This window comes from Sphingomonas sp. BK580, from assembly GCF_014194975.1.
Taxonomy (GTDB): domain Bacteria; phylum Pseudomonadota; class Alphaproteobacteria; order Sphingomonadales; family Sphingomonadaceae; genus Sphingomonas.
Genome location: NZ_JACIAY010000005.1, coordinates 58,796 through 83,597 on the forward strand (window position 1 = coordinate 58,796; position 24,802 = coordinate 83,597).

The 24,802-nt window shown below is 66.4% G+C and carries 22 protein-coding genes and 1 pseudogene; 14 read left to right on the top strand and 9 right to left on the bottom strand.

Annotation, left to right across the window (positions count from 1 at the left end; translation table 11 throughout):
- The first annotated feature begins 73 nt into the window (after positions 1-73).
- The 4 genes from FHY05_RS22500 to FHY05_RS10820 all read left to right on the top strand — a co-directional run bounded on the left by FHY05_RS22500 (position 74) and on the right by FHY05_RS10820 (position 4,514).
- A complete protein-coding gene (locus tag FHY05_RS22500; protein WP_183944411.1) occupies positions 74-649 on the top strand; it encodes a YdeI family protein in 576 nt (191 codons plus the stop codon).
- Between the two features lie 186 nt (positions 650-835).
- Positions 836-1,273 (top strand): BLUF domain-containing protein, encoded by a 438-nt coding sequence (locus FHY05_RS10810; protein ID WP_183944412.1) that lies wholly within the window; start codon positions 836-838, stop codon positions 1,271-1,273.
- Between the two features lie 109 nt (positions 1,274-1,382).
- Positions 1,383-1,718: a hypothetical protein gene (locus FHY05_RS10815; protein ID WP_183944413.1), complete on the top strand. Its 336-nt coding sequence runs from the start codon at positions 1,383-1,385 to the stop codon at positions 1,716-1,718.
- A gap of 2,265 nt (positions 1,719-3,983) precedes the next feature.
- The gene (locus FHY05_RS10820) at positions 3,984-4,514 is read left to right on the top strand and encodes a GNAT family N-acetyltransferase (protein WP_183944414.1); all 531 of its coding nucleotides are present in this window, start codon (positions 3,984-3,986) and stop codon (positions 4,512-4,514) included.
- A gap of 1,219 nt (positions 4,515-5,733) precedes the next feature.
- On the opposite strand, the gene FHY05_RS10825 is transcribed toward FHY05_RS10820, so the two are convergent.
- Both FHY05_RS10825 and FHY05_RS22870 read right to left on the bottom strand, forming a co-directional pair.
- Entirely contained in the window at positions 5,734-6,939 is a 1,206-nt protein-coding gene (locus tag FHY05_RS10825; protein WP_183944415.1) for an ABC transporter permease, read from the bottom strand.
- Positions 6,940-7,141: 202 nt separating this feature from the next.
- A pseudogene (locus tag FHY05_RS22870) lies at positions 7,142-7,255 on the bottom strand (PEPxxWA-CTERM sorting domain-containing protein); the annotation flags it as partial.
- Positions 7,256-8,186: 931 nt separating this feature from the next.
- Here FHY05_RS22870 and FHY05_RS10835 point away from each other — a divergent pair.
- A complete protein-coding gene (locus FHY05_RS10835) occupies positions 8,187-8,432 on the top strand; it encodes a hypothetical protein (RefSeq protein WP_183944417.1) in 246 nt (81 codons plus the stop codon).
- Positions 8,433-8,894: 462 nt separating this feature from the next.
- Here FHY05_RS10835 and FHY05_RS10840 read toward each other — a convergent pair whose 3' ends face one another.
- From FHY05_RS10840 to FHY05_RS10865, 6 genes are all read right to left on the bottom strand, one after another.
- Positions 8,895-10,346 carry a peroxidase gene (locus FHY05_RS10840; protein ID WP_183944418.1) on the bottom strand — a complete coding sequence of 484 codons (1,452 nt, stop codon included), beginning with the start codon at positions 10,344-10,346 and terminating at the stop codon, positions 8,895-8,897.
- Positions 10,347-10,964: 618 nt separating this feature from the next.
- Positions 10,965-11,333, bottom strand: a complete 369-nt coding sequence (locus FHY05_RS10845; RefSeq protein ID WP_183944419.1) for a hypothetical protein — start codon at positions 11,331-11,333, stop codon at positions 10,965-10,967.
- Entirely contained in the window at positions 11,330-12,208 is an 879-nt protein-coding gene (locus tag FHY05_RS10850) for a hypothetical protein (RefSeq protein ID WP_183944420.1), read from the bottom strand. The genes FHY05_RS10845 and FHY05_RS10850 overlap by 4 nt, the downstream gene beginning before the upstream one ends.
- Positions 12,205-13,644 (bottom strand): DUF2235 domain-containing protein, encoded by a 1,440-nt coding sequence (locus FHY05_RS10855; protein ID WP_183944421.1) that lies wholly within the window; start codon positions 13,642-13,644, stop codon positions 12,205-12,207. Before FHY05_RS10855 ends, FHY05_RS10850 begins: the two co-directional genes overlap by 4 nt.
- Positions 13,645-13,716: 72 nt before the next feature.
- Entirely contained in the window at positions 13,717-14,226 is a 510-nt protein-coding gene (locus tag FHY05_RS10860) for an ankyrin repeat domain-containing protein (RefSeq protein WP_183944422.1), read from the bottom strand.
- A 5-nt stretch (positions 14,227-14,231) separates the two neighbouring features.
- Positions 14,232-15,569, bottom strand: coding sequence for an alkaline phosphatase family protein (locus tag FHY05_RS10865; RefSeq protein WP_183944423.1), 1,338 nt, complete (start codon positions 15,567-15,569; stop codon positions 14,232-14,234).
- Positions 15,570-15,966: 397 nt separating this feature from the next.
- On the opposite strand from FHY05_RS10865, the gene FHY05_RS10870 reads away from it, so the two are divergent.
- From FHY05_RS10870 to FHY05_RS10905, 9 genes are all read left to right on the top strand, one after another.
- Positions 15,967-16,272 carry a UBP-type zinc finger domain-containing protein gene (locus tag FHY05_RS10870; RefSeq protein ID WP_183944424.1) on the top strand — a complete coding sequence of 102 codons (306 nt, stop codon included), beginning with the start codon at positions 15,967-15,969 and terminating at the stop codon, positions 16,270-16,272.
- 178 nt (positions 16,273-16,450) lie between these two features.
- On the top strand, positions 16,451-17,158 hold the full coding sequence (locus FHY05_RS10875; protein WP_183944425.1) for an HAD family phosphatase: 708 nt from the start codon (positions 16,451-16,453) through the stop codon (positions 17,156-17,158).
- Positions 17,146-17,865: an NTP transferase domain-containing protein gene (locus FHY05_RS10880; protein ID WP_183944426.1), complete on the top strand. Its 720-nt coding sequence runs from the start codon at positions 17,146-17,148 to the stop codon at positions 17,863-17,865. The genes FHY05_RS10875 and FHY05_RS10880 overlap by 13 nt, the downstream gene beginning before the upstream one ends.
- The gene (locus FHY05_RS10885; protein ID WP_183944427.1) at positions 17,862-18,965 is read left to right on the top strand and encodes a hypothetical protein; all 1,104 of its coding nucleotides are present in this window, start codon (positions 17,862-17,864) and stop codon (positions 18,963-18,965) included. The genes FHY05_RS10880 and FHY05_RS10885 overlap by 4 nt, the downstream gene beginning before the upstream one ends.
- A gap of 10 nt (positions 18,966-18,975) precedes the next feature.
- Positions 18,976-20,103: a CDP-alcohol phosphatidyltransferase family protein gene (locus FHY05_RS10890; protein ID WP_183944428.1), complete on the top strand. Its 1,128-nt coding sequence runs from the start codon at positions 18,976-18,978 to the stop codon at positions 20,101-20,103.
- Positions 20,104-20,153: 50 nt separating this feature from the next.
- Positions 20,154-20,621: a DUF2141 domain-containing protein gene (locus FHY05_RS10895; protein ID WP_183944429.1), complete on the top strand. Its 468-nt coding sequence runs from the start codon at positions 20,154-20,156 to the stop codon at positions 20,619-20,621.
- A gap of 109 nt (positions 20,622-20,730) precedes the next feature.
- Positions 20,731-21,768: a diacylglycerol kinase family protein gene (locus FHY05_RS10900; protein ID WP_183944430.1), complete on the top strand. Its 1,038-nt coding sequence runs from the start codon at positions 20,731-20,733 to the stop codon at positions 21,766-21,768.
- Entirely contained in the window at positions 21,765-22,664 is a 900-nt protein-coding gene (locus FHY05_RS22505; protein ID WP_311732448.1) for a hypothetical protein, read from the top strand. The genes FHY05_RS10900 and FHY05_RS22505 overlap by 4 nt, the downstream gene beginning before the upstream one ends.
- Entirely contained in the window at positions 22,646-23,434 is a 789-nt protein-coding gene (locus FHY05_RS10905; protein ID WP_311732449.1) for a nucleotidyltransferase family protein, read from the top strand. The genes FHY05_RS22505 and FHY05_RS10905 overlap by 19 nt, the downstream gene beginning before the upstream one ends.
- Here the strand turns inward: FHY05_RS10905 and FHY05_RS10910 are convergent.
- Entirely contained in the window at positions 23,404-24,735 is a 1,332-nt protein-coding gene (locus FHY05_RS10910) for a lipopolysaccharide biosynthesis protein (RefSeq protein ID WP_183944432.1), read from the bottom strand. The two genes, FHY05_RS10905 and FHY05_RS10910, sit on opposite strands and share 31 nt — an antisense overlap.
- Between the last annotated feature and the right edge of the window lie 67 nt (positions 24,736-24,802).

Here is a 24,802-nt window from a genome sequence, read left to right on the forward strand (position 1 = left end):
CCGCCTCGAACCCTGGATGGATCGGCAGGGCTCGTCTCGGGATCGCGAACCCCGCCGAGGCTGGACCGGCGCGATGAGGGGCTCCCGCGATGATCCACTTGCGTTCGCACGGCCCATCGACCTCGCCGACTGGCTGGCGGAGAACCACGATACAAGCCGCGAGCTCTGGGTCCGCATCTACAAGAAGGGATCGGGGTACGCGTCCGTGACCTGGGAAGACTGCGTGGTGGAGGCGATCCGCTACGGCTGGATTGACGGCATCAAGCAGTCCGGAGACGAGAAGTTCTACCTTCAGCGCCTCACGCCGCGCCGCCCCGGTTCGAACTGGTCAGCCAAGAACCGCGAGCACGCCGAAAGGATCATAGAGGCGGGACGCATTACTCCGGCCGGCCTTGCGCACGTGGACGCCGCGCGTGCCGACGGACGCTGGGAAACCGCGTACGGCGGCTCGGCGACGATGACCATGCCCGCCGACTTCCTCGAAGCTTTGGCGAAGAGGCCGAACGCGAAAACCTTCTTCCACACCTTGGATCGCAGGAACCTCTATGCGATCTACTACCGGCTTCAGACTGCGAAGACACCGGCGACACGCGCCCGCAGGATGGAGGTCGTCCTGGACCGACTAAGCCGCGGCGAACTCTTCCACTGATCGCGTCGCGGAGGATCTCGACGGGCTTGTATCTGCGCGACCAGGGTGTCCGCTCGTCGCTGATGGAACGGCTCAAGGCGGAAGCTCACTCCCGCAGCGAGCGAGAACGCTAACACTTCGCTAACACAGACTAGCAATCGAGCTTTCGACGCCCACGTGGAGCTTTAAAGATAGTATAGCATTCGAATGCTTCTAATCGTCTACATGAGCCGGTTCGCGAGTGCCCTCACCAAGGGTGAGTTGGAGGAGCTCGGATCTGCTGCGGCTGAGAAGAATCTGCATCTCGGAGTGACCGGCGTCCTCCTGTACGACAATCGACGCTTCATGCAGGCGATCGAAGGGCCGGTCTCGAGCGTGCACGGCCTCATGGACACGATAGCGCGGGACACGCGTCATCGAGAGCTGTCCTATGTATGCCGGGACTCGCTGGAGCAGCGGCAGTTCGATGGCTGGTCGATGCGCTCAGCCCACATCGATCCGAGCCTGAAGCTTGCGGAACTGAGGCTGCAGGTGGCAGATCTCCTGGTTGGAACAACGGCGCTGCCGGTCAAAGCAGCATTCTTCGGCTTCGCGGCGACGAGCCGGCGGATGCGGCCGTCCGCACAAACCCTTAGCCGGTGGTGAGCCCATTCTAGAATGTGATTCCAATTGAACCTTCGACTGGCGCGTATGCTGTTCCAGTCGACGGTGGTACGCCCTTGCGGTCGCTCGGCGAGATGGAGCGGATGTCGCGATGCTGGTCTGGCTGATACTCCAAGTGGCCATCTCAGGTCCGACGATCGAAACACGGCTCGGGCGCGTCCGCCCGTGCGAGAGCGTAGCCGCTGGCAGCGAGGTCGTCGTGTGCGGACGCGCCCTCGGGCAGGAGGCGTTCCGGCTGCGCGCGCCGCCGGAGCGCTACGAAGCGAACTCGCCAGCCGTGCCGAAGGCTGAGACCTTCATCCTGCGCGGTCACGCGAAGCTCCCAGCGGAAACGGAGCAGGCTGGCGTGCGAGGTTTCGTCAGCAACCGCGGGCTGGTGCGCCTTAAGAGCCCTTTTGGAAGAAAGTGGATCGACGGCCTTGGTTGACCGACCACCACCGATCAAACGAGGGAGGCGCATCAGTGCAGGAGATTGGCGAACCACCTTCAACAAACAGCTCGGCAGAGCCTGCGGGATCTAGGGCGAGCTGCACGACTGGAAGGGTCTTGTCGCCGCGCACCAAGGATACGCGTCCACGTCTCCGTCGTACCTTCGAGAGGTGCAACCCTGGCGCACCTATGTGATCGTGGGCCTAAGCGAGGAGAGGACCATGGGTTCCAAGTCACGAGGTCTCCGGGCCGCGCTGAGCCGCACGGCGGGCTCAACGTCGGCAGCGAGAACGAGCGCGCGATCCTGCCTCCTGCTCAAGCAGCGAGCTGAAAGTTGTCGTGCTGCCAAAGAAGGCAGAGTGCCACCAACACCACTATCCAAGGTGTCTCTGAGGAGCTTGTCGGAAACCGACCTGTTTCCGCCTCCGGACCTCTACTCCGAGCTGTTTCGAACCAACGGGTTCTGCGTCAGATGCAAGGTGGCACCGGCCAGTAGCCTTGGCGTATGCATATGCTGCTACGTGTCGGAAACCCCAGACGCAGCCTCGTAGAGAGATTTACCGCCGCTGCGCTGAGATCTCGCTTAGCGCGACGTTGCTGTATAGGCCAGCAAGCCGGTCAGGCCGCAGGACAGCCAAAAAATCGCTTAAAAGCAGCCTTTCAGCGCCAGCTGTCCCCCGCTCAACTCCGACGGTTCTTTCATCCCGCGGTCCAATCCTTTCAGGCGTTCCGCGCCGCTGTGCCGCTTGCCTCGTTAGACGAAAACGTGCCAGTAAGGTCACAGCTTACGCTCAAGGTTAATCATGCCACCGCTCTGTCGGACTTAGCCTAGCTCATTTGTTGGCGAGGGCGTTGGAGGGCATCGGGATTACGGTTGATGCTGCCTTGGCTGCGGGCGTTACCTGGTTTAAAATTTTTAAGTATGGGGTGATAGGCTAACGAGCAATATCGGCATTTGTTTTAACTCGGGGGCGGCGATGGATGACGATGTTTCACGACTTCATGCCCGCGCGGAGAGATCGGCGACTGAAGCTCGAAAAACAATGCTTTCTTTGTCAAGTGGCGGCGTAGGCGTCTTTTTTGTTACTCTAACCGGTGAAAAGTCGGCGCTACTCACTACGTTTGAGACCATATGCGTCTGCATCGGAGTTATCATGTTCGCGCTGTCAGTTGCCTCTATCATGATCCTTTGGAGAGCGGATGCGCAACGGGCCTATTATCGGGCACGAGCCATACAGGCGAAAGACGCTGCGGCGAGACAACGATACTTCAATCAAAGCGCGTTAAGGCACAAACTCAGAGGCACATTATCGGTCGTTCATCCGATTCTCTTTGGCATTGGAATGACCGCTGCGTCGGCGTTCACAGTTGCACGCGCCTTGTAGCTTGAGATGGTGCCATTTGTACTTAGCAACGCGTTTTCGAGCAAATTTTCGCCGATCCGCTCTGCCATTAGCGGACATCAGCGCATACGTCGCTAGCGCTTCTCATCAGACAGCGACTCAAGTAGCTTCCGCTGAGTGAAAGGCCCTGTTCCGCAAATCGATTGCTGCGGTTCGAGCATGAAGTCCTATTCCGGCAAGGAGGCGGCGATGATTCGATACGGGGAGTATGTCAGGGTTCCGGATCGCGATCACTGATGCAGAGGGTACCAGTGTTGGGCGAGAGCGTCACGCCAGCTATTTAGCCGCGCGAAAGTCAGCCGTGCGTTCTGCCGTAGCAATTCTACTGGATAAAAGCCCTACTCCTTCCCCACTCATTGCGAGCTGCGAGATCCACAATGAAAGGTCCGGTGTCGTTCGTCGTTTCGTAGTAGAGTTGGTGATCGGATCCGATATCGTTATCTGACGGGGCGAGCAACATTGGCGTAGGGGCATGCCGCGGGGACGTCTGCTAACCGTACGAAAGCTGCCCTTTCACCTCCCTCCCAATCAAGGCCGCTAACCGAGCCAGCCGAGCTGCCAAAAGCTGGCCGATCGTTCAGCGCGACTCCCCAATGGTCCATTTCAGATTGGAGACTCAGGAACGAGCGATCGAGAACAGCTTGGGAAGTAGAGTTGGCGACGGTCCTCAGCACGCTGGAAGGGCACCGTTCCTGGTACGGGTCCTCAGGCCAATAGGCGCAGGAGGTCGAAGCGCGATTATCAATCCTCATCCTGCTAGCGCCACGTTAGCCCACGGTTGAGGGGCAACGACATCATACCGCAAGAAGCGCGCTTGCGGGCGCCTGTTAGCGAGTTACGGGGTCTAAGGAGCAAGAGGCATGGTCTTCATGGATGCCGTTGCGGGTGATGCCGCTGAGATCGCGTCGGTTGTCAACGCGGCATACCGGGCCGAAGGCGCGGCCGAGGGATGGACCAACGAGCGTGGTTTGCTCGATGGGGCGCGCATAAGCGAGGAAGGTGTTCGCACGCTCCTCGAACGGGGACGCATCCTTCTGGTGCGCAGCCCAGCAGATGGTCCGATCGCAGGCTGCATCCATATCGCAATCGATGATGATGGCGCGTGGCATACATCGATGCTCGCCGTGGATCCAAACGAGCAAACCGCGGGCATCGGCAAGACGATCAAGCAGGAGGTCGAGCGCCAGGCAAGGGCGGCTGACGCGCCGAGGATGCGAATGGCGGTTATCCGGCAGCGCGAGGCATTGATCGCATGGCATCGCCGGCGCGGCTACGTGCCGACGGGCGAAACGCTGGCATTCCCCTATGACGATCCTTCGGTCGGTCGTCCGCTGCGACCTGACCTGGAACTCGTCGTTATGGAAAAGCTGCTGCTGACCTCAGCTAGCTGAGCGTCGCCCACATCCAGGCACCCGCCGCTTGTCGAAACAGCCGCGCTCTCCGTATTCGGACATCTCGACATACCGCCGTCTCCGAAAAAGGCGTAGCGCGAACATAGTCCGCAATCGCCATTCATCTTCCCGAACGCGGCTGGTCCGCAAACATCCAATCAGGTCAGCCGGACAGCTGCCGGGGACGGCGGAATGCATTCAAGACCGATCGGATTCTCACGGCCGCATCGATCGGCCTTTGATTTCTTATTGATCCAGCCCTCGAGAAAGAGAACGGGCGATTGCACCGCTTCAATCCCGACGAAGTCATCCTGCCCGCCTCTGCAACCATCCTCGAGAGTCTGCTCGGCTATTGGTTAACCCTCAAAGACTAATCGATACCAGCGTTCTCTACAATTGAATGGAGTCGACAAAAATACGAACCGTTCGGGTACTCGATGACCCGATCTATCTCTATCGCTACTCCGACGCGGCCCGCCGGGCCGTATACGTCCTTGATCGTCTCGAACAGACGGCGCGCTGCTCACTGCCTGCCGGACTCGAGTATTGCTCGACACTTCAACGACGCGGCGATCTCGATAGCGAAGCTGTTGGAGATGCCAAACCGAGTCTCTTCGCTGCTGATCCAGGCCCGCGCTCAGAATGAACGCAAGATCTCTCGCACGAAGAGAAGAATGTTTTCTCAAGGATCGACGACTAACTTAGGCGCTCTTCTGCCATTTATAACCAACCGGACGGTTATAGAGGCAGCGACGGATTAGGCAACGTCTGCATTCGGCAGGAAGATTAGGTCCCAATCCTTGTCCGATGAGGCTACGGCGGGGCGCGTACCTCGGACCGACTCGCCGAGATCGCCGACGCCGGCAGATCACGGATAACCGATGGTCGTCGCGCGCGGGTTACAAAGCCGGCCCACCACCACGTCTTGCGAGCGACGAGGCCGAGTCCGCTGCCGAGACCTTCCGACCCGCAACGGCTGTCAGGCTCGGCCGGGGCGACGCTGGCTGGGCCAAGAGGCACTTGCTCGCCGTCGACGAACGCCCGGCACGCGCCTTCGTGCTCGTTCGTGGGCGGCGGTGTGGCGGCAGCTGCACTTCGAACACGTGAGCCCGCACGTAGTCGCGGCTATGCTGACGGCAACAGTGGCGCCGAGGGAACGATAAAGGCTCGGCCAGGCGACTTTCTCAAGCGGATTACGGGTCGTCGCGGGTGAGCTGGCTCACTCGTGCCGCAGGGCATCGATCGGGTCCAGCCCGGCGGCTCGACGGGCAGGCACAAAGCCGAAGACGATCCCGATCATCGCCGAGAAGCCGAATGCGAGCGCGTTGATCGCCGGGTTGAACGACCAATCCAGTGACATGAGCCGAGAAAGGCCGGCGATAGTCACCTGCGCGAGCAGCAGCCCAGCCAGCCCGCCAAGACATGAGAGCGTCATCGCCTCGACGAGAAATTGCAGCAGCACCTCGCGGGCAACGGCGCCGATCGCGAGCCGGATGCCGATCTCGCGCGTGCGCTCGGTGACGGCGACCAGCATGACGTTCATGATGCCGATGCCGCCGACGACGAGGCTGATCGCCGCGACCGCAGCGACGATGCGCGTAAGGGCGGCGGTTGTGCCAGATAGGGTCTCCGAGATCTGGCGGGTATCGATGATGAGGAAGTCGTCGTCCTCTCCCGCTTCCACATGCCGCCGTTCGCGCAGCAGACCGGTGAGCGACGCTTTGACCTGCTCGGTGTCATAGGCCGGATCCACACCGACCAGCAGCGCCTTGATGTCCCTCGTGCCGAGGAAGCGGCGCGCCACGGTCTTGATCGGCATGATCACCAGATCGTCCTGATCGCCGAACTGCCCCTGCCCCTTGGTGGTGAACAGGCCGATGACCTCGCAGCTGACCGGTCCCGCGCGGAAGCGCCGGCCGATCGGATCCAGCTCCTTGAACAGGTTCCTGCTGACGGTGCTGCCGATCACGCACACGGCCTTGCCCGCGCTCTCCTCCGCCGGCGTGAACACCCTCCCCGCCTGTAGCGGCCACGGCTGGATGACGAAGTAAGTCGCGTCCATGCCGAAGATGCTCGTCGACCAGTTGTTGCCCTCGTAGAAGACCGCCGAGGTAGCCTGCACCTGCGGCGCCACGCCGGTGACGCCGCCGACCTGCCGCTCGATGGCGACCACGTCGCTGGGATCGAAGCTCGCGGGTGGTGGCCCACCCCCGCCGCGGCGGGTCGCCTGCCCTGGATGGACGTGCAGCAGGTTCGTGCCGAGATTGGCGATCTGCTTCTGCACGGAAGCCGATGTCGCGTCTCCGAGCGTGACCATCGTCACGACCGCCGCCACGCCGATGACGATGCCGAGCACGGTCAAGAAAGACCGGAACGCATGTCGCCGGATCGAGCGCGCGGCCAGCAGGATCGTCGTGCCTAGCATCTCGCTGACCTTGCGGCGGCAAAGGACGCGCGACAAGGATCGACGAGCGCCGCCGGCAGATATGCCGCTCTCGCTGCGACGAAGGGTGTCGCACCTCCGTTTGGGCGGAAAGCGCGGTGCCTTGATCTAACCGCGGCCTGCGAAAGATCGTGAAGCGGGGACCGGCGTCGACCATGGCCGGCGCCGAGATCCACAAACGCAATCAGGCTGGATGCGCGAGGTCGCGACGGCCGGCCCTGCGAAGACGAGTCATCCCGCCGATCAGGGCGAAACCCAAGATCATCGTGATCCAAGTGGCCGGCTCGGGCACGGCACTGGTGCCGCTCGGAGTCAGAGTAAGATCGAGGTCGTTGATGTCGGTCGTGGGAGCAACGATGTCCCCTCGCACGAAGGCGCCGGCTAGCGGATTGAGGAAGATCCTGAAGTCGTCGGATCCGGTGCTGATGCTACCTGGCCCGCCGTTCTCGTTTCCGCCGATGATGATCCTGTCGGCTCTGACGGCTTGAAGGCTTGTGTTGGAGAGGTCGTATCGCGTCCCGCGGTACGCGGCGTCGAAGTCGGTCAGAACGAAGCCCTGAGCGGTTTCGGACAGCGCGAATGTGCCCGTGAAAAGGTTCGGCTGATCTCCGAAGACGACGGCGCTGAAGCTGAACGAGCCGGCGAACGCCGCGGCTCGAGCAGCATGGCCGGAGAATGCAGCCGCTCCAGCGGCGAGCATCGTGAGGAACGGTCGAAGTGCAATCGCCATTATTGCTTGCTCCCGATGACGCCAGACATTCCTTCTGGTCATTCGCGACGTGGCACGTCGACCCGGGATGGGCAACGCCAAAGCGAACGGACGCCAACATGGATCGACAACAACGAATGAAACAAGGAACCTGCACAAGTCGGCGCCCGATGTTCATATGCCATGAGGTACGCATTGTTACATCCGCGTGACGCCAATCTTCCGGAGGGTTCAACACCAGTCGCGAGAAGCCGCACACCTCGCTTCATATCGCATAGCTTTGAACGAGCGCAGTACATCGTCGCTCGAACGGGGCGACGAACGCTCGCCTGACTCGTAACTCGTCACGACAGTTCGCACCGACCAGGGGCCGCACTACACCTCAAGGCGGACCAACGGCAACTTGACCCGGCCTGGTTCCGCCGGGTTTGGCCTTGGCCAAGCTTGGACCTTCCGGACCGCGCGGCGGATCGCTAGGCGGAAGCTCAAGTCAGTCACGCAACGGGAACCGGGTAGCAGCATGAGCCTCTTCGAAGAGGTGGAACGGGCACAGGCCCTGCTCGACCAAGCCTATGCTCGGCTGGCCGAGATGGAGAAGCATGAGGCCGCGGCCGAAGCGCTGCGCGCGCTCCACGCCGCAGCCGACGACGCCTTGGCTGAGACGCGAGCTCTGATCCGAAGCTTCGAGCGCCTGGTATCTCCAGAGGATCCGGCCAACGGGGCTGAACGAGCGGAGGTCCGCTCGTTACCTCGAGCGCCGGGTTGATGCGGTAGCCGGGGGCCGGGAGCGCGCACGTCGCAGATCGGCCAGGCTGCTGGTCAGCCCTGCATGGCCTCGTCCAGCCGGGTCAGCGTGGGGCGCGGCGTCGCCGCCGGCATCGCGCCTCAGCCTCCGCTATCATGGGCAGAAACCACGACCAGCGACTCATCTGCTCGTAGGGCGTGTTCGACACCTCGGCCTTGCGCCGCGCGCCGATCCGCTCCTCCAGCAAGGCATCGGAGAGCTGGCGCCGCCGCTTCAGCCCCTGCTCGCGCGGGCGACGCCACGCTCCCGTTGCCTCGAGCTCCCCGGCGACGCGAGCGGTAGGACGCGGCGCCTGCAGGCCGGCGGGCAACGGATTGACCGCCGGCGCATCGACCCCGAAACGACGAAGCGCATGCCCCTGGTCCCATCCCGCTCAGGCTCGCTTGCGGGATGTCCGATGGAAGTCGGGGCCGCCTTCGACGGTCAGAGCGCCAGCAGGGTGCTGATGGACGGCGCGAAAAAGTATTCGCCGCCCTTGTGCCGCACGAACTCGTCGAAGCCGGTCTTGGCCACCTCGGCATCCCGCTTGCCCCAGGTCTTTCGAATTGTCAGCTCCTCGGGCGCCTTATTGCCGCGCCGACCTATGATCGGGTCGCGCCCCGTGCCCGGTCGCACGAAGCCGGGATTGTTCGCCCAGCTCGCCTGCGTGAACTCGAAGCCGGTCGCCAGATTGCGATAGAAGGCCATGAACATGAGGCCGACTCCGCCGGATGGCGCGTCGCTCGGATCGACCACTCGGTCGCGCCGGCCGTACGTCATGCCCCTTCGCGCCATGATGTGGGACCGCTCCTCCTCGAGGCTGACGCCGAACTGCCGCACGCTGTCGCCGCGCGGATTGGTCTTCCGGATGTGAGCGTGAAGCGGGCACCTGAGACCATCCGGGTCGCCCGCATAGTCGAAGTTGTTCATGACCGGGTTGTCGCCTCCTCCGTCACGTTGAAGCACGACAGGGGTGCCGTCCTCGAACCGGCCGACCAGGGTCGCCACCATGAGCTCGCCCTGAGCTCCCAGGTCGACGCTCTTCCCCAGCTCCTCCTCACGGGCCTTGAAGCCGGCCACGTCCTGCTCGAGCTTGCGGAACACGAAGAAGCTGCCGAACGCCGTGTCGGGCGCGGGAGAGCCCGGGTCGGGCACCAGGACCTGCCCGATCGGAAAGGTTGGATCCCAGACGCTTATGCCGTCGCTCTCGTCGCGCTCCCGCTCGATCAGCTCGTCGAGCATCAGCGGCTGGCTGCGCCCGTCGACGTAGCCGAAGTGCTCGATCCCTTCGATCTTGTGGATGCCCGACTCGTCCTCGCCGTTGTCCCGGAAGATCGCGCGTCCGATCTCGGTCGCGACGACCTCGGCACGCCCTCGCATGATGTTAAGAAGCCTCGTCTCGGCGTTCTCCGCCTCGGTGGATTCCCACGAGTCGGGCGCGTCGGGGTTGCCGCCGATCAGGACCATGGCGTCGATCCTCTGCCGGTAGGGTTCGTCGAGCTGGTCCGGTTCGGGATCGGCGAGCAGCCCGGATCGCGCGAGCATCCCCTCGGCGAAAGCGCCTTTGTCGTCGGGCTGCGGCGCCTTCTCGCTCGCGCCCAGCGCCGCGTAGCCTGAGCTCGAAAGCAGCAGCCCTATGAACGGCGGTCCGCTCACGCCATGAGCGCGGAAGCGCTGAGCCTCGGTGAGCTGCCTGAAGGCCGAGGTGACCTGCTCGGCGTATTCCCGAACGAAGGCCCGAGCTTCCTCAGCGTTCGATCCGAAGCGAAGAAAGACGTGTCGGGTGGCCTTTCTGCCATGACCGTCGAGGATGTTGCCCTGAAGATCCTTGAGTGCAGCGATTTCAGGCTCGCTCGCCTTCGTCCAACGCAACGTGCCTTCCAGTTTAAAGCTCATGGTACACCTCCCCGAAGTCGAAGATCGACGCTCTGCGATACGCGACTGCGCTCCCTTATCGGAGCAGGCTACCCGTGACCCACGATACCGCATCAGCATCGAAGTCGCATACAGACTCTTGTTACAATTCTGGCGGCCATGACGATCCCGCCGATCCCGAAAGCGGATATGCTTGCGCCTATTCTCCCCGAAAGGCGGTGAACCTAGAATTAGATCTACGTACGCTGATGGGCTCTCGAGGAGCACTGAGGACAAGAAACGAGTGTTTTAGCAGAGGCTATCGAGATGCAATTCACCTTCCTGAAGACGCTGAAGAAGTTGCGCTCTTTGTTCTGGCTCCGCAGCAGAGCGTCGGAACAGAACCCGAGCGACCACACGTGCTCCGAGACCGACTCGCTGAGGTGCGAAGCAGGGGCGAATAACGAGCTCGCGCTCCGAGTGACCGCGGCGCACGGGCATCAGCGCAACCCCCGGGCGCTCCAGCTGAGCCGATCGCGAACGTTCGGATTCGTTGCGGCGGATCCGAACGTGGAGAGTGGCCACGCCGCGGAGTGGCCACGCTCCTCCTTCTCCCGGTCGCGTAGCACGCCGCCTCGCTGAGGCGAATTGTCCGCCTTCTCACCCCGCCGAGTTGGCTATGCCGACCGCCTTGTCGACGATGCCCAGCACTGCCGTGAGGCCGCTCAGGGCGTCATCGAGGCTCGCAAGATCCGCCAAAGCGCGTTCCACCTCCGGGATCGAGTCGTGGATGTCGCGCGCCGCCGCGGCGATCTCGGCCGATCGGGTCGCGAACAGCTGCCGTCCCACGGCGGTGATCCGAACGTTGAGAGCCGCGATCTGAGCGGTCAGGCGCCGGACGGTCGCGGCGTCGGGCGCCTCGTCGATGGCGCGGTCCAGGGCCGCAGACAACGACACGAGCTCGCGGTGCACGTCCGCCAGATCCTCGTTCCGCAGGGGTTCAGGCGTCGTTTCAGCTCCCGATGTCATCTGCCGGCTCCTCCGAGAAGATCGAGATTGCTTCTCACCGCCGACAGGCGGCGATCGATGCCGTCGATGACGGCGGACTGCGCCCTCGGAGAGCCGGCGACAGCCGCCGCGTGAGCGTCTGCGAGCGCGAGCAGCGAGGCGCGCAGGGAGGCCAAACCGCGCAGATCCGCCTCGCGCTCGTCCACGCCCGCGAGGAAGTCGATCGCCAGCGCACGTTGACGAACCTCGTCGCCCTTCTCGGCCGCCGCCGCATACTGGTCTCGTATGCCGCCGAGCGAAGTCGTCCAATTGGACCATACGGTCCCCTGCAGGCCTTCGGACCGGTCGCGTCCGATCGCTCCTGCCATCGCGTTCACGGTGGACCTGACGGCGGGATCGGCCGCGCGCATGATGGTTCGGGCGGAGGAACGCGCCGATGCGTCGACGAGGATCCCCGCCAGCGCAGCGAACCCGGCGCCCACCCCGGGATCGATCTTGGCGCCGGCGGCGCCGGTCTGCAGTTCGCGCCCCAGACCGGCGACCGCTTCTGCGGCGTGCCCCCCACGTCCCCCGTCCAGCAGCGTCGCGACGAGCGAACCGTATCGCTCGAGATCCGAAAGCGCAGCGTCCCAAGCCGCCACGGCGTCCGCGTCGAGCGCGGGAGGGAATGCGCGCTCCGAGATGCCAGGACGCCGAGATGCGACGAAGGCATCGACGGCGGTCCGTCGGGAGATCGCGTTCGCGCGGGCGAACGACAGGTCCGCCTGCGCGTGGACCTTGCCCGCCGCCTCGGCGAACCGCGCGAAGTCGCCCTGCCCGCCCGTGTGGACGCATCCGCTCGAGAGGAGCAGCATCGCGGCGACGAGGCCGCTAGTGCCGGAGGAGCGCGCGGTCACTTCGCCTCTCGCCAGAAGGCGGAATAATGAGGATCGTTCCGGAGGGTCTCGGGCCGGTACGGGCCGTAGCGACCGCACTTCCACACTCCGGGGAGTGCAAAACGCTCGTCGACCGACGAATGCATAGTCGCTCCGAGGACCTCAGTGCGCGGCGCCTCCTTCCAGGTCGGCTTCCAACGCCTGGCGAGCCACCGCGGCATCCAGGCGGCGAGCCTGTCGCGCATGGCGTCGACCTCGCAATGCTGGACCCCGGCGGCCGAAGGGTAGAGCTTGAGCCGTGCGTCGTCGACGATCAGCGGGTCGGGTATGCTGGTCGCCTCCTTCACCATCCACTGCAGCGATATGTCAGAAAGCCGCGACTCCTCCTCGGGGTAGCTGCCGCCGATGTCGGAGTGGTTGCCGGCGAACCAGAGCTGCACGAAGCGCTCGGGCTCTCCTTCGATGCGCTCGTCCTTGCGCCCCTTCCATCCCCACTTCACTCGCGGAAAGTCCGCGCGGGTCTCGTCGATGGCCATGGCGTGCCGCGCGAAGCGTATGCCGTGGGGCAGCCGCTGATCGTAGTTCTTCATCTCCCACTTGGCGATGTGCCGTCTCCGATCGCCCTTGTTCGGGAAGTCGCGAATGACATGGACCGTGGAACGCAGGCTGGAGGCGGCGAATGCGATCAGCGCGCCCCCGGTCACGATCGCGGTCACCGCCCAGAAGGAGAGTCCGAAACCTACCCTGGCGACGAGCCCCACGAACGATGCAGCGGCCGCGAGGCCGAGGACCAGCCCTACGCCGAGCCCAAAGCGCACCAAGCCCCTGGCGCCGAGCGAGGCCACCGTGTCGAACACGCCCACGAAGTGCGGATGCACGTTGGATCCATCCGCATCACCGGACGCGTACTTGTCGCGGAAGCGCCTAGCTAGTTCGTTGCGCTCGGCGTCGAACTTGGCGACCGACCGCCCCGCGCCATGCTCGTAGACGGTGCGCACCGCCTCCTCGGCGATCTCGCGCACCTCCGGCTTTAGGCGCGGAAGTGGTCGATCGTCGCGACCCTTGGCGGGTACGCCGCACAGCTCAAGCAGGTTGGCGATGCAGCGTGCCGTGTACGCGCCCCTGCTGAAGCCGAAGATGAAGATCCGGTCGCCCGGTTCGTAGTGGTCTAGGACGTGCTGGTAGCAGTCGACGATGTTGCGCGTGATCCCGCGTCCGGTGACCGAACCGAGGAGCTTGCGAATCCAGCGCACGAAGCGGGTCGGCGCTCCTGCCGCGTCGTCCTCGGTGCCGAGACCGGCGTCGTAGAAGGCGATCTGGGCCGCGGGGTCGATCGGGCTGTCCGGTCCCGAACGGCTGGCGCGGTAGAGCTTGTAGACGTTGCTCAGTCGCTGATCAGGGCGAACGCCGCCTGCCTGACCGGTGCCGTCCGAGAAGATGACGATGTTCTTGCCCATGCCGTTCGTCTGCGCCTCCCCCATTACGCCGAAGCGGCAGCCGCCCGGCTGCGCGCCGTCGATCCCCCGCGTTCAATCCGCCGCCGCGCCCCGGGAGCGTCTGCCCTCCCGGCCGCCGTGCGAGCGCAGCCAATCCGCAATTTCTGGGTGACCGTGCTGGATCGACTGATCGAGCGGGGTGCGGCCGCGACGATCGGTGGCGTTCAGCCTGGCGCCCCTTCGCGCCAGCATCTCGATCATCGGCAGATCGCCGGACTGCGCGGCCAGGTGCATGGGCGTCAGCCCGCCGCCGGTCTTTGCCTCGAGCCTTGCTCCCCGATCGATGAGGACCTCGGCCATGCGCAGCTGACCCTCCGCCGCGGCGTCGTGAAGCAGAGTGAGGCCGTCGTCCTCCTGCGCCCGCACCAGGCGGGGCTCACGGTCGAGCGCCGCGACGACGGCCGGCACGTCGCCGCGGCTGGCCTGCTCGAAGACGGGCCGGTAGACTTCGGTCGACCCGGGGCGCCACTGCTCGGACAGGTTGCACCCGCTAAGCGCCAGGGCGACGAGGAAAGTCCGAATGTGACGCGATGGCTGCCGCATGCCGCTCATCCCTCCGGAAAGGCCGCGAGCAGCTCGTCATACACGCCGGCGGGACGGACGGGATGACGTCTGATCGCCTGGAGCGCCTGCTGGAAGTTCGTCTGAATGGGCGTGTCGGGAACCGTGCCGGGCATTCGGCCGGCATCGCGGAGGCCTGCCGCGACATAGGCCTCCAGCGACGGCGGAACGGGCGCCGCCCGGCCCCCGGCCGGATTGTCGAGCGCGTCGAGCACGCTGCCGACGGCGCGACCGTCCACCGCGCTGGAGTAGCCGGCACCGTTGCCGAACCGCTGACCGATGAACTTCAGGATCGAGGTGTGGTCGAGGACGCCGTGGTGGACCGATCCCGGCCTCACGAAGGGCGAGACCACCATCGCGGGGACTCTCACGCCGAGGGTCTCGAACCGCTCCGAGTAGAACGCGTCCGGCGGAGGCTCGGTCGGCACGTCGGGCGGAGGGACGTGATCGAAGAAGCCGCCGTGCTCGTCGTAAGTCACCACCATGACGCTGCGCTGCCAGATCGAACGCGAGCGCCTCAGGGCACGGTACGCCTGCAGCAGGAACTGCTGACCCGCCACGATCCCGGCCGGCGCGTGGTCGTCGCAGGCCGGACCGACGTGCGGCGCATCCGAGTAGATCGGCTCCAGAAAGATCACCTGCGGGAACGTCCCCGGATCCTCGTCCACGACGTCGTCGAAGAACCGCGAGAACGGACGGAATCGGCCGGACAGGATGTCGTCGACCCGGTCGAGCATCAGCGTGAAGAAGGGTATCCCCGCGTGATAGACCCTCCACCGGATGCCGCGACGGGTCAGCCAGTCGTAGACGAGCTCCTGATGAGGCAGCGGCACCTTGTTGGCATCGATGCGGCTGGTGCCGCTCATCGCCATGAGCCGGTTGGGCTGCGTGCCTGCCGGAAGCGCCGCATGCCAGTGATCGCAGACCGCGAAGTTGTCGGCGAAAAAGCGGGTGATCGGAGCCTGCGAGCCGTCGAAGTAACCCATGACCGGCGGCCGCCCGCCCGCGACGACCGGCTTCGCGCCCTTGGCGGGCGCATAGCTCTTCACGAAGCCGTCCATCGCATGGCGCCCCCCCGCGCGGGATCCGAGCTGCACCGCGATCTCCGCCCGGCCATGCGGCGGATCGGCATCGAGCGTGTCGTAGGGGCTCGGCATTCGGAACGGGCCGAACGCGGCGTCGCCGAACCGGTTCGCGACCCTGCCGAGCCAGGCGGCGTCGGATCGCAGTCCCTCAACGTCGCGCCCTTCTAGAGAAAGGTGGCCAAGCATGTGGTCGAAGGAGCGGTTCTCCATCATCGCGACCACGATCGTCCCGATCTCCACGCCGGCCCTCCCCTGATGCGCTCGCAGGCTATCACGCGGCGGAGCAGGCGCAAGGCGCGAAGTCGGATCCATCGGCCTACCGGAACCCGGAAAGATGCCTTCCGCACTGTCATGCCCGCGCCGTCTGACCGAACGTGCTCGACCCGGCGGAAGGCATCTACGACGACGCAGTTCTCAGGTCGCGATCGAAGGCGACCTGGCCGCGGCGCGTCAGCGATTGGTTGGTTGCCTACCACACCACTTCTTCCGTCGGCCGCCGAGCTCATGCTCGTCCCGAAGTGTTGCCTGGCGCACCGCCGTCTGCATCGCGGCGGCGGCTATGCGATCTAGCGTGTCGCGGTGTCGCCGGCAGTGCTACGCGGCGGGCATCCGCTTGCCACTCGCGCCGAGGATGGACATGAGTTCGACCTGCACCCACGCCGCGACGATCCGCGACGTCGAACCCGGCACTCTCGGCTGCGAGGAGTGCCTGAAGATGGGAAGCTGGTGGGTCCACCTGCGGCTGTGCAGAGCCTGCGGACACGTGGGATGCTGCGACGACTCGCCTCACCGCCATGCCACCGGGCACTTCCGATCGACGGGGCACCCCATCATCGAAGGCTACGATCCGCCCGAGGGATGGGGCTGGTGCTACGTCGACGGGACCGTCGTCGACCTTCCGAACCAGACGCCGCAGAACGGCCCGATCCCGCGCTTCTTGTAGCTGCCGCGGACGAGCGCTTCGGAGGTCCGACTTCGTCAGGCGTCACCATGACCTGGCCGAGCCGCGGAGAACCTCAGAACATAAGCCCCCGACGACACGCAGGCCCGCCTCGCAGACCAATCGGTCGAGACCTCTCGTCGTCTTCTCGGTTCGGGTCGAACATGCCAGTAGGATGGAGATGTCCAGCTTCGCCTTCTACGATCTAGACCGAACGGTCACGAGGTCGCCTACCTGGTCTTCGTTCCTGCTGTTCGCGTCCTTGCGGCGCGCGCCCTGGCGGCTGATGCTGACGCCGCTTCTCGTCCCCCCGGCCGCAGCGCAAAGGGCGGGGCTGCTCTCGCGCGATCGGCTCAAGGAGGTCATGCACGGACTGATGCTAGGGCGATCCACTCCGGTTGCGGAGCTCTCATCGGTGGCAGAGCGCTTCGCACAGCGCGCCGTCGCTTCGAGCGTTCGCCCACATGCCAGAGCTCGCATCAGGTCCGATCGGGAGCAGGGATATCGGCCCGTCCTCGCCACTGCTGCGCACCGCTTCTACGCCGAGCGGATCGCGCAACTTCTCGGGATCGCCGACGTCGTCGCCACAGCCGCGATCATCTCGGCCGACGGACGGCTGACGCACCGTCTGGACGGACGGAACCTCTATGGTCCCGCGAAGCTCACCGCGGTTCAGCAGTGGCTCGCGGACCAAGGAGCTCGGCGCGAGACCTCTCGCATTCGGGTCTACAGCGATCACGTCTCCGACGCTCCGCTCCTGGAGTTCGCAGACGAGCCGTTCGCGGTGAACCCACACGCACCTCTGCGGGCACTCGCCCAGACGAGAGGATGGTCGATCCTGGACTGGGACTCGCAGCCGACCGAGGAAGACACCACGTGCGCGCGGTGATACTCAGCGCCGGCCGCGGCTCAAGACTGCTCCCCCTCACGGAGCTGATGCCGAAGTGCCTCGTGCCTGTCGGTGGACGCGCCATCCTCGACCACCAGCTCACGGCGCTGGCCGAAGCGGGCGCGACGAGCGTGATCCTGGTGGCTGGCTACCGCTTCGACCAGGTCGGAACGCATCTCGCGACCCACCCGTCGCCGCTGCCGGTCGACCTGCGCTTCAACCCCTTCTGGAGCGTATCGAGCAGCATCGGCAGCGCTTGGATGGCGCGTGACGCCTTCCACGAGGCGTTCTGCCTCATGAACGGCGACACCACCCTCTCGAGCGACATCTTGACCCGGGCGCTATCCGCAAGGTGCGAGTCCATCGCCCTGTTGGTCGAGCCGCTCGCGCGGCCGGCGACCGACGACATGCTAGTCAGGGTCGAGGAAGGCAAGGTGCTCGCCGTCTCCAAGACGATCGACCCCGCCGCCGCGACCCATCGCTCCCTCGGCGTCGTGGTCGGAGGTGCAGCCAGCGCCTACGGAGCGGTCCTCGAAAGGGTGATCGCCGGCGAGCACGGCATCCTGGCTTACCACCACGACGTCGTCGCGGCGCTCGCGGCTCAGGGACAGGTCGCGGCCATCGAGGTGCGTGAAGGCGGCTGGGCCGAGATCGATCGGGCGGACGACGTCATCGGCTGGAGCGCGCTGATGGAGCGGACGTCTTGACGCCCCAGGTGGCGTTCCTGCTTCTCGGCGAGACGCTGCTGGTGCCGCACCTGTTCCCCATCGTCGAGGCGCTCGCCGCCAAGTCTCCGACGCTGCCGATCGACCTTTGGGTGTCGAACGCCGGAATGGAGGACCTCGTGCGCCCCTGGACGGAAGCGCTGCCATCCGTTCGGGTGAGGCGCGCTCCTGGCTTCCGGCGCGATGCGCGTCCAGCCGCCAAGCTGCCGACGCTCGCGAGACTCCTGCCGCGGCTCGCTCGGACCCCCGTCGTGGTCTGCGCGGAGCAGACAAGCCTCTGGATTCCGCGCGTCCTTCCGTGGCTGCCCGCGCGCTTCGTCAAGACCTCCCACGGCGTGGGGTCGTTGAGCGCCCGCGACGACCCGCGACGGATGGCAGCGCACCGCACGCTCGTTCCCAGCGAGCAGGAGCGAAGGACCTACCTGGAACGCGGCATGCCCCCCGAGCGGATCGTAGCGACCGGCTACGTCAAGGCGGGCTTTCGGCAGCGGACAGCCAGTCGCACCCTGTTCGAGCGACCACGGTCGACGCTGCTCTATGCACCGCACTGGCAAGCCCATCGCTCGTCCTGGCCGGCATGGGGACGCGAGATCGTCGACCGTCTGGCAGCACAGGACGAGTGGAACGTCATTCTCGCGCCGCACCAGAGACTGGTCGAACGCTTCCCCGAGGTGCGCGCGGTCCTGCGGGAGGTGGCGCACCTCCCGCATGTGCATTGCGACCTTGACAGCTTCGCCTTGGTGGACGGCAGCTACACCGCAGCGGCCGACATCTATCTCGGCGACACGTCGAGCCAGGTCCTCGAATTCCTGGTGGATCCCCGGCCGACGATCTTCCTCGATCCCCGCGCGCGGGACTGGGGTGCGGATCCGGACTACGCGATGTGGCGTGCCGGAGAGGTCGTCGTCGCCTTGTCCGAGCTGCTGCCGTCGATCCGGCGAGCTCCTGACCTCCACCCGACGTACGTCGAGGCGCAGCGCGACATCGCGTTCGCCGCTCTCGGCGACACGTCGGGGGCAGCGCCGGCGCGCGCGGCGGAGGAGGTGCTTGGCGTCCTCGCCACGTCGCGCGCCGGAGGCTAGACGCGCCACGATGCCGGCTAGCGAATCATCATCGACCCGGCCGGCGCTGGTGCCGGTCAACGACAACCCGACCCCCTTGTGGGGCATGAGCGCGCGCGAGCGGCTGCGCCGGATCGCGGCAGCGCGCAGGCTGGTCTTCGAACATCCCGCATCCGGCGAGCCCGTCATCCTGGCCGACCTCCGCTACGCCTTCGATCCGTCTTGGATCGGGTGGCTGGAGGGGCATCGAGGCACCGTCGTCACTCGCGACGGCGTGCCGGTGCTTGCCCATGTGCAGGACGCCGACGTGGAGGACGCTACGCGCGCGATGAAGACAGGCAAGCGCCTCCCCGCCCATCTCGACCTTCTCGCGGCCGAGCGCGAGGAGGGGATCTTCAACGAGGCACTCCGCAAGCGCGAGCGTCCGTTCGTCGAGCCGCTCGTGCCGGAGAACGTCGCCGCGATCGAACGCGCCAGCTACGTCGGCGCCTACAAGGGCGTGACCGACGTCCTGACCAAGTATCTCTGGCCCGAGTGGGCGTTCGCGCTGACCCGCCTCGCGGCCAGGATCGGCATCACGCCCAACGGCGTGACTGCGATCGGCTCGCTGCTCTGCATCGTCGCAACCATAGCCTTCTGGCACGGCTGGTTCTGGACGGGGCTCGCGACCGGGCTGGCCTTCATGGTGCTGGACACCGTGGACGGCAAGCTCGCGCGGTGCACCATCACCTCGTCTAAGCTGGGGAACGCCTGGGATCATGGGGTCGATCTCGTGCACCCGCCCTTCTGGTGGTGGGCCTGGGCGACGGGCTGCACGCCCTACGGGCGGCCGCTCGACCATGTGACCTTCTGGTCGGTCATCGGCGCGATGCTGTTCGGGTACGTAGCACAGCGGCTCATCGAAGGCGCCTTCATCGTGCGCTTCAGCATGCACATCCACGTGTGGCGACGGTTCGACAGCTGGTTCCGGCTGTTCACCGCGCGCCGCAATCCCAACATGGTGATCCTCTTCGCCCTGCTTCTCGTACGACGTCCCGACTGGGGCATCGTGGCTGTCGCGGCCTGGACGATGCTCTCTCTCGTCGTCCATCTCGTCCGGCTGCTGCAGGCGATGGCGGCGGCGCGACGCGGCGAGCATGTCGCGAGCTGGCTCGCCTGAGGCGCCGCCCGTTCGCTTGCACCACGTGCTCGGAAAGCCATATCGGACGCATGTTCCGCATCGTCAGCACTTTCCTCTTCGCAGCGGCTCCGTTCCTCTCGTACCCAGCAGCGGCGCAGGGCCCTGCCTGCGCGGGTGCCGCCCAGCCCGGCAGCATCCGTCTGACTGTGATCGCCACCGACCTGAGCAACTCGCAGGGAGAGGTCGCGGTGACCCTCTACCCCGATGACGCCCGACGCTTCCTTGCGAAGAAGGGCAAGCTGCTTCGGGTCCGCGTGCCGGCCCGCCCACCCGAGACTACCACCTGCTTCTGGGTCGCGCCGGGCCACTACGCGATCGCGACCTATCACGACGAGAACGGCGATCGGCACTTCAATCGCACCCTCTTCTCGGTGAAGGAGGGGTTCGGCTTCTCCAACGACGCGCCGACGACCTTCGGTCTGCCCGGGTTCGAGCGCGCGCGCTTCGCCGTCTCTCGCGACACGGTGCTCAGGATACGCACCCGCTATCCGCAATAGGTCCTTGCGCGAACGGGTTTCCTTGGAAACCCCTTCTCCGGTGTGCCACAATTCCGCCAGCTTGTAGCGTACAAGAGCATTGTGACACTTTCGTGAGGAGCGGCGCCAGGTGAACCCGGGGATCTGCAACGCGGCGGCGATGTCGCCGCTTGCCGTTGGCGATCTGATCAAGGACCGGGGACTCCCGAAGGCGCCAGATCGGTCCGCCCGCCGTCCCGTCGCGTCTCCGGCGCCCTCCCGCGTGGGCATCATCGGCAACCCGCGAAGCCGCCGCAACCGGCACGTCTCCTTCCTGCGCAAGACCGAAGGCGAGGTCCTCACCCATGCTCCTGCTTCGCAGCAGGAGCTCGCGGAGACGCTGCGCGACCTTGCGGCCCGCAGGATCGAGCTGCTGGTGGTGGACGGCGGCGATGGAACCGTGCGCGACGTCCTCACCGCCGCGCCGGCCGCGTTCGGGGCCGAACTGCCTCCCATCGCGGTGATCCCGTCGGGAAAGACGAACGCGCTGGCTATCGACCTCGGCGTGCCGAACGAATGGACCGCGACGCATGCGCGCGTCGCGCTGGCTGCCGGTCGGATCGTTACGCGAAGCCCGGTCGAGATCGAACGTGAGGATGGAACGACGCTTCGCGGCTTCCTCTTCGGCGCCGGCGGCTTCGTGCGGGCTACCGAACTCGCGCAGCGCACCCACGCCATCGGGGCGTTCGGAGGCATCGCCGTTGGTCTGTCGCTCGTCGGAGCGCTCGCGCAGACCGCATTCGGACGGTCGTCCAACCCGTGGCGCGCGGGCGAGCGGATGGAGATGGTGGATCTCGAAAGCGGCAAGGCCCGGGAGAGCGACCTCTACCTGCTTCTAGGATCGACCCTGCGCCGGCTTCCGCTCGGCCTGAGGCCGCTTGGAGACAACGCCGAGGGCCTCAACGTCCTCGCCGTGGAGGCACCACCCCGCCTCCTGCCTCTCGCCGCGCCCGCCATCCTCGCCGGACGCGAGGGCGGATGGCTCCAGCGCGCCGGCTATCACCACTGCCACGACGTACCCGCCTTCCGGCTGCGCCTCGGGGGCGGCTTCGTCCTGGATGGGGAGGCGTACCCGGCCGAAGTCGTCACGATCCGAACGGGGACGCCGATCCGCTTCGTCACGGCGTGACGGCGCTGGAGGACATCATCACGGAGGAGCTCCGACGTCCGGTGCTTCCCCTGGTCGCTCGTGCGGCGCAGGCCATCGCCGCGCGGGTCTCCGGCTCGGCCGTCCTCTTCTACGGATCCGTGCTGCGGACGGGGGATCTCGACGGCGTGCTGGACTTCTACGTGCTGCGCGGCGCGGCCGCGCGGACGGGGCTGCTGAGCCGACTGATCTGGCCCGACGTGAGCTATCACGAAGTAGAGCTCGAGGGCCGGATCGTCCGCGCCAAGGTCGCGACGATGCGGCTGGCCACCTTCGAGCGCGCCGCGCGCGGCGCGACGCTGGACACGACCATCTGGGCACGCTTCGTCCAGCCGTCGGCGCTGATCTGGGCCGAGAACGAGACAGTTCGGCGCAGCGTCGCCACCGCCGTGGCGAATGCCGCCGTCACCGCCAGCTGGTTCACCACTCTGCACTGCGCGGACGTCGCGGCGCCTGGCGACTTCTGGCGTCAGCTCTTCCGCGCGACCTATTCCACCGAGCTGCGCGTAGAGGCTCCGGGAAGGGAGGATCAGATCCTGAGCTACGACCGCGAACGCTACGACCGCTTGCTTCCTCTCGCCTGGCGCTCGGGCGGGATTGCCTTCGACGAGCACGACGGCTCGCTCATGGCGCGCCCTACGGAATGCCAGCTGCGTGCGATCGCCGCCGCCTGGCTCCGCGTTTCGCGAGCCGGCAAGTGGCTGAACCTCGTACGCCTCGCAAAGGCCGCCTTCACCTTCGAAGGCGCGGCGCGCTACGGCCTGTGGAAGATCGAGCGCCACACCGGCGTGCGGATCGCGCTCACGCCGTTCCGCGAACGCCACCCGATCCTCGCCGCGCCTGGCGTGTTCTGGCGCGTGTGGCGGCGCACGCCGTGATCCCCTGCGCGCTCGTGCTCGCAGGGTCGCGCGGCGGCGACGATCCGCTCGCCGTCCATGCCGGCGTGACCGACAAGGCGCTAATCGAGATTGGCGGACGCGAGATGCTGGTCCGCGTCGTCGAGGCGCTCCGCGCGGCGGGCGTACGTCGCGTCGCGGTGTCAGCGAACAGCGCCGCGGTGATCGGCGCAGCAGGTCGCGCCGGGGCGGAGGGCCTGCCCGCCGCCGACGGCCCGAGCGCGTCCACCGCGCTCGCGCTGGAAGCGCTCGGCGCTCCGCTGCTGGTGACGACCGGGGACCATGGCCTCCTGCGCCCCGAGTGGGTGGCCGGCTTCGTCGAACGCGTGCCGGACGGAGTCGACGTCGCGGTCCTCCTTGCTCGCCGGGACCTCGTCGAACGCGCCGCGCCGGGAACGCGCCGAACCTACCTCCGCTTCGCCGACGGTCACTGGTCGGGCTGCAACCTCTTCCTGCTCGCCACACCGCGCGCGGCGGCGATGATCTCGCTGTGGCAGGAGGTGGAGCGAGACCGCAAGCGTCCGTGGCGGATCGTGCGGCGGCTCGGGCCGGGCCTGCTGCTGCGCTACCTGCTCGGCCGGCTGACCCTTGCGGACGCGGTCGGCCATCTCGGCCGGCGCGCAGGCGTGGTCGCCGCGATCGTCGCGGCGGACGACGGTCTAGCCGCCGTGGACGTCGACACGCCGACCGACCTCGACTTCGTGCGCGCGCGTCTCGCCGCTCAGCCGTCCGCCTCGCGCGAGCGGACGTAGCGACGCACCAGCGCGCCGAGCATAATTGCCGTTACGAGCGAGGCGCCGAACACCCCGACGCTGGCGCCCGCGGCGCCGACGCGCGGCAGAAGGAGCAGGGAGAGCGCCAGCTGGGCAGCGACGCCGGCCCCGCGCGCCAGCATCGCCGCTCCCGAACGATCAGCCGCGAGGAGCACCGGCTCCAAGCCGACCACGGCGAGATCGATCGATCCCGCCGCGGCCAGCCAGAGGAGAAGGTCGTAGGCGCCGGCATAGGACGCATCGCCGCCGACGAGAACGAGGAGCGCGCGGCCGAGCAGCGCTATCAGGACCAGGATGACGGCGGCGCCTACGCTGCTCGCGAGCACCATCCGCCCGAGAGCGCCAGCCACCGCCGCCGGCGTCGCCCCGCGCACGGTTCGCACCACCTCCGGAAACGCCGCCCGCGCGATCAGCTGCGCGAGCTTGGCCAGGGCCTGAGCGATCTGAAGCGCGAGCCGGAAGGCACCAGCGGCGGCCGGGCCGACGAAGCCTCCGACCAGAAGGAGCGGAATGTGCTTGGCGGCCAGCCCGAGCGACGAGACGACGTTGCTGTTGACCATGAAGCGCCCGATGCCGCGGTTCTCCGCCGTCAGCCGGCCCGACAGCCGGGCGCTCCACATCCGCCCGACGTCGCCGCTGCGCGCGAGAATCAGCCAGTACGACGCCGCCGTGGCGATCTCGGCGGCGCTCCAAGCCCACAGGAAGGCCTGCAGCGTGGGAAGCAGCGTCGCGGCAACCACCGCGCCGACGAAGCGGACCACCGGCGTCACGCTGTCCGCCACGGCGGCCTCGCCGAAGCGGTCGGAAAGCCGAAGTATGCCGATGGCTGCGGAGCGGATCGACAGGAGCTGCGCCGCCGTAAGGATTGCGGTGTCGCGGAGCAGCGCGTGCGAGATCCCGAGCTGCTCGCGCCCGACCGCGAGGATGACCGCCGCCAGCACGAGGCCGAGCGCCGCGCTGGCGGCATCCAGCAGAACGCACGCGCGATAGAGCCGGCCGAGCGCCGCGTCCTCTCCGCGGGCGCGATGATCCATCCCGAAGCGGACCACCACCTGCCACGTCTGGAATCCGACCAGCACGGCGAGCCCCTGCGCCGCTCCGGTGACCAGCGCAAAGCGGCCGAAGTCGGCGAGCCCCAACGTGCGCGTGGCGAGTCCAAGGTAAAGCAGCGAGAGGACCGCCAGAACGCCCCTGCTGGCGAGCAGCCAGCCGAGATTGCGGATCGCGGCACGCACCGCGCCGCCGTGGTCGAATTTCGATCCTTCGGGCCCGGCCGTCATCCGCCTCGCCTAGTTGCCATGCCCGACGGCAGCAAGGCGGCCGTGACATGGCGCCGCCGCCGCACTA